This window comes from Pseudomonadota bacterium (assembly GCA_018242545.1).
GTDB lineage: Bacteria > Pseudomonadota > Alphaproteobacteria > 16-39-46 > 16-39-46 > 16-39-46.
In genome coordinates this window covers 1-4229 of record JAFEBT010000097.1, presented here as the reverse complement: position 1 = coordinate 4229, position 4229 = coordinate 1, and the positions used below count along the sequence as shown (strand labels likewise).

General features: G+C 35.9%; 5 protein-coding genes. 3 read left to right on the top strand and 2 right to left on the bottom strand.

Annotated elements, in window-relative coordinates:
* Together JSS34_08540 and JSS34_08535 are read right to left on the bottom strand one after the other, a co-directional pair.
* Nucleotides 1-1238, bottom strand: a 1238-nt coding sequence (locus JSS34_08540) for an amino acid permease (GenBank protein MBS0186345.1), incomplete at its 3' end; no start/stop codon positions are given.
* 239 nt (nucleotides 1239-1477) lie between these two features.
* Nucleotides 1478-1645: a hypothetical protein gene (locus JSS34_08535; GenBank protein ID MBS0186344.1), complete on the bottom strand. Its 168-nt coding sequence runs from the start codon at nucleotides 1643-1645 to the stop codon at nucleotides 1478-1480.
* 271 nt (nucleotides 1646-1916) lie between these two features.
* Here JSS34_08535 and JSS34_08530 point away from each other — a divergent pair, with 271 nt between their 5' ends.
* The 3 genes from JSS34_08530 to JSS34_08520 all read left to right on the top strand — a co-directional run bounded on the left by JSS34_08530 (nucleotide 1917) and on the right by JSS34_08520 (nucleotide 3938).
* A complete protein-coding gene (locus JSS34_08530) occupies nucleotides 1917-2189 on the top strand; it encodes an HU family DNA-binding protein (protein ID MBS0186343.1) in 273 nt (90 codons plus the stop codon).
* 63 nt (nucleotides 2190-2252) lie between these two features.
* Nucleotides 2253-3428: a ribonuclease D gene (gene rnd / locus JSS34_08525; protein MBS0186342.1), complete on the top strand. Its 1176-nt coding sequence runs from the start codon at nucleotides 2253-2255 to the stop codon at nucleotides 3426-3428.
* 162 nt (nucleotides 3429-3590) lie between these two features.
* Nucleotides 3591-3938: a hypothetical protein gene (locus tag JSS34_08520; GenBank protein ID MBS0186341.1), complete on the top strand. Its 348-nt coding sequence runs from the start codon at nucleotides 3591-3593 to the stop codon at nucleotides 3936-3938.
* Nucleotides 3939-4229: the final 291 nt, after the last annotated feature.

The following is a 4229-nucleotide window of genomic DNA, read 5'->3' as shown; positions in this document are numbered from 1 at the left end:
AACATGGCCCATAAAATATAACTCATTCCAATGATCACGAGACTTAAATATCCACAAAAAGAAATTTTTGATGGGTTTTTAAGTAAAATGAGAGAAGAAACTGTTGGATAGATATAAGCAACCAACATGCAAAGCGTCGAGATTTTAACGACAAACACATACTGATGAATGAGCGATTTTGATTGACTCATCAGGAGAAGGATCGTAACAAGGACACTCGAGAAGACAAGCCCATAAATGGGTGTTCCCTTATAAAACCCCCGCTCAAAAAACTTTGGAAACAATCCATCTTTTGAGGCTGCAAAAGGCATTTGTGCTTGCAAAAGAACCCATCCATTAAGACACCCTATTCCAGAAATCACGGCACCACAGGCAACAAACATTTCAATCCAACGCACAGGAAACTGTGTAAAGATTTGACCCGCAGCAACGGCATAGGGTGCTTTTGTTCCTTGAAGTCCTTCAGGCCCTACCACACCCAAAATGACAACGGCCCCTAAAATATAAACGATGGCTGTTACGAATGTTCCAATAACTGTCGCTCGAGGAATGGTCTTTTTAGGGCTTTTAATAGATTGTGATGGAATTGTTGCCGACTCAATTCCAATAAAAGCCCAAATGGTTAAGATCGATGCCTCTGCGAGAGCCTGTGAGAAAGATAAGGAGGGATCAATATGACTTAAAGAAAAATGTTCCGTTTTTATATAAAAAATACCAACGACTGGAATAAGAATAAGAGGGATAAGTTTTAAAATAGTTGAAATATTTTGAAAGATTGCCGCTTGTTTAATCCCCAAACACTGCATTCCGACAATTGCCCAAAGGATTCCGAGACTCACACAAAGCGCCAGATGAGGATTCTCATTTAATTCGGGCCATAAAATTGAAAAATAAGCAGGAATGGAAACAACAAAAGCTGTGTTTCCTGTCCAAGAAGCAATCCAATAATTCCAAGCTACCTGAAAACCGACATAGTCTCCAAATGCAGCTCGGCTATAAGCATAAATTCCACCTTCTGCAGACATATGTTGAGCCAGAAATGCAAAAATCAAGGCAAGGCTTAAAGCTCCAATTGTTGTAATTCCCCATCCTAAAAGACCGATAACTCCTAAAGAAGCCATGGCGGCAGGGAGAATAAAAACCCCCATACCGATAAGGTTTCCGATAATTAAACAGGTGGCTGTGAAAAGACCCAATTGTCTGGGAATTTTAAGAGATGGATTTGAAGCTTTTTTCATGGACTTTATCTTTTTATGGAAGCGCTCGTTTCTGCCTAAAAAATTTTTCTTGGACATCCTGTATAAAGCAAATATTTTATCCCAAAGCAATGGAAAAGAATAATCTTAGCTTTCTTGCCCATGTGCTTCATCTGTTGGGTCAACATAATAAGGAAGAAGAGCGTATACATATATACCGAAGGAGAAACATTTACTGTCGGCCCGAAAAATACTTTGATTCATCCTTTTTCTAAATAAATCTATCTCCTACCTGAAATTGAATAAATATTTCTGCCCGCGCTGGGCCCATCTTTATCTTCTTCGTCATCATATTTTAAATGAGTTGCTTGGGCTACATGTTGGGCACTATAGATACCTACTAGAAAAATACCAAACAAGAAAACACCTTTTAAAATGAATATTTTCATAAAATCTTTCCTTACGTAAATCAAATTATCTTTTTTTACCATCGATGCAGGTCTTTAAAAGACATGAGCACCTATTTTCTCAAAAAAATCTTAAAATTAATCGTATTTTTTTTGTATTACTGTCACTTCTTTACATGGTAAATATAAAAAAACAACAAAAAAAAGACAAAACTGCTTCTTTCTCTTATATTCTGCGTTGACGGATCCTTATAACTTCGCCTACTATGAGGATGGTTTTTTATTTCAGTGTCTTAAAAAAGGGTTATAAACCGTGAATAAATCAGAACTTATTTCCTCCGTTGCAGATGCAGCAGGAGTCACAAAAGCCGTCGCAACAAAAGCTGTAGATGGTGTATTTGATGCAATTACTGGTTCCTTGAAAAAAGGAGACGAAGTCCGTCTCGTTGGATTTGGAACCTTTGTTGTTGTAAAACGTGCAGCAAGTGAAGGGCGTAATCCTCGCACCGGTGAGAAAATTAAGATCCCAGCGTCAAAGCAACCAAAATTCCGTGCTGGAAAAGCGCTTAAAGACGCAATTAACTAAGTATCCAGTTTCAAAAAAACCACTCTAAGAAAATTCTAGAGTGGTTTTTTTGTCTGTTTAAATATGAATACTTCTTTTTTCAATACCTCAAAAGTACCTTCTTCTTTCATCCGTTCTTCTCAAGAGCTCAAACTTTTTTGTGAAAATTTAACAAATGGCTCTTTCATTACTCTTGATACGGAATTTAAACGAGAAAATACATTCTGGCCAGATCTATGTCTTATTCAAATCGCTAATCCACGTTCCGTTGTTTTGATTGATCCCTTATCATACACACTTGATCTCTCTCCTCTTACAGATGTTCTTCAAAATCCTGAAATCGTTAAAGTATTTCATGCAGGATATGAAGATCTCGAAATTTTTCTACGTCTCACAGGACATCTTCCCTGTTCTGTTTTTGATACTCAAATTGCAGCTCAATTTTGTGGATTTGGGGATTCTGTCGGCTATCATACGCTTGTTAAATCTTTGTGTTCCATTGACTTGGATAAATCCCAACAACGTGCAGACTGGACAAAACGTCCTTTGAGCCCTTCTCAAATTGAGTATGCAAGTTTAGATGTTTTTTATTTAAGACAAATTTATGAAACTCTTTTCGCGCAACTCCAAGAAAAAGATCGCTTGTCATGGGCCCATCAAGAAATGAAAGATCTTTTTATCCTTCCCTCCTTTCAACGAAACGGCGATGAGCTCTGGCAACGTCTTAAATCACAAAAAAAGAATATTTCTCCTCAAATTCTCTGCATTATTAAAGAAATAACCCATTGGCGCGAGCAAACGGCGCGGACTCAAAACTTGCCAAGATCATGGATTATTTCTGATGCAGAAATTATTCTTCTCGGGCAACAAAAGCTTTCAACGCTTGAAGAGTTGATTAAAGTTAAACCCCTGGCGCGCTATTTTAAAATGCAACAGGCTAAAAGTCTCTTTGAATGCTATAAAAAAGCCTTTCAAATCCCAAGTTCTCTTTGGCCCCAGGCAAACGTAATCCATTCTCTGACGCCCAAAGAAAAAGCTCTCTTTGGAGAATTAAGAACCTTGCTCACTCAGCAAGCAGAAGCCTATGGCATTTCTCCATCTTTAATTGCAACACGTAAAGACCTAGAAGACTTCGCCAGAGAAAAGGAATCTTCTCATGACCTTTCTTTAAAGATTATGAAGGGATGGAGGGAGGAAGTATTTGGTAAAGTTGCTTTAAAACATAAGATAGAATTTGAAAAAACCTTCAAAATTAACTAATTGTTTTTATTCATATGGTCTAACACCACTCAAATTTTTATTCCCTAAAAAGCAATAAACAATTTTATGGCCTCAATTGAGAAAGTGAGATATTATCAATTTATCACTTCTTAACTGAATTTGTGTATTTTTCATCTAAAATTAAAAAGGCCGGAGGCCCTTATGAAAATTCTTATTGAAATTAAAAAAAGCTTCTCAGTCGCGTTTTTTCTAGCTTTCACTTTAATCTCTTGCGTAAAAGCTAAAGAAACATCAGATGAATGGGCTCATACAAGCGCAAAAGTTTTGCCAGCAGAAGGAGGATATATAGTTGAATATATGGCTCCTGAATCAACGGCCATTAATAAGGAAAAAAAAGAAATTAAAGGACCTATACAACAACTGGTTTTAGAAGAAGACAGAAGGCCCGTTTTACCTCAAGAAATTAAACTAAAATATTTAAAAGAAGAGCCTATTATTTTTACGTATGAAGAACCTATAAAGTTTGAGAATAAAGATTCTCTTCAATAAAATTATCTAAAAAAGAGAGATTCTAATACCTTTAATTTAGGTTAAATAGACAAGATAAGTAGTGATCACTCTAGCATTAGGAATAATCTATTTTGCATAAGCATCTTAAACAAAAAAATAAAAGAAAAATTCTCCTAATTCTAAAATAAAGACTAAAAACTAAAGACTTATAAATGAGTTTTCATTACAGATTTTTAAAATTATCTTTTTATTTTTCATATTTAGTGTTCCGTTTTCTAGGGCGTGTCATCAATTGAGCCAAAAGATAGAAGCAACCATATAAATAGCGCC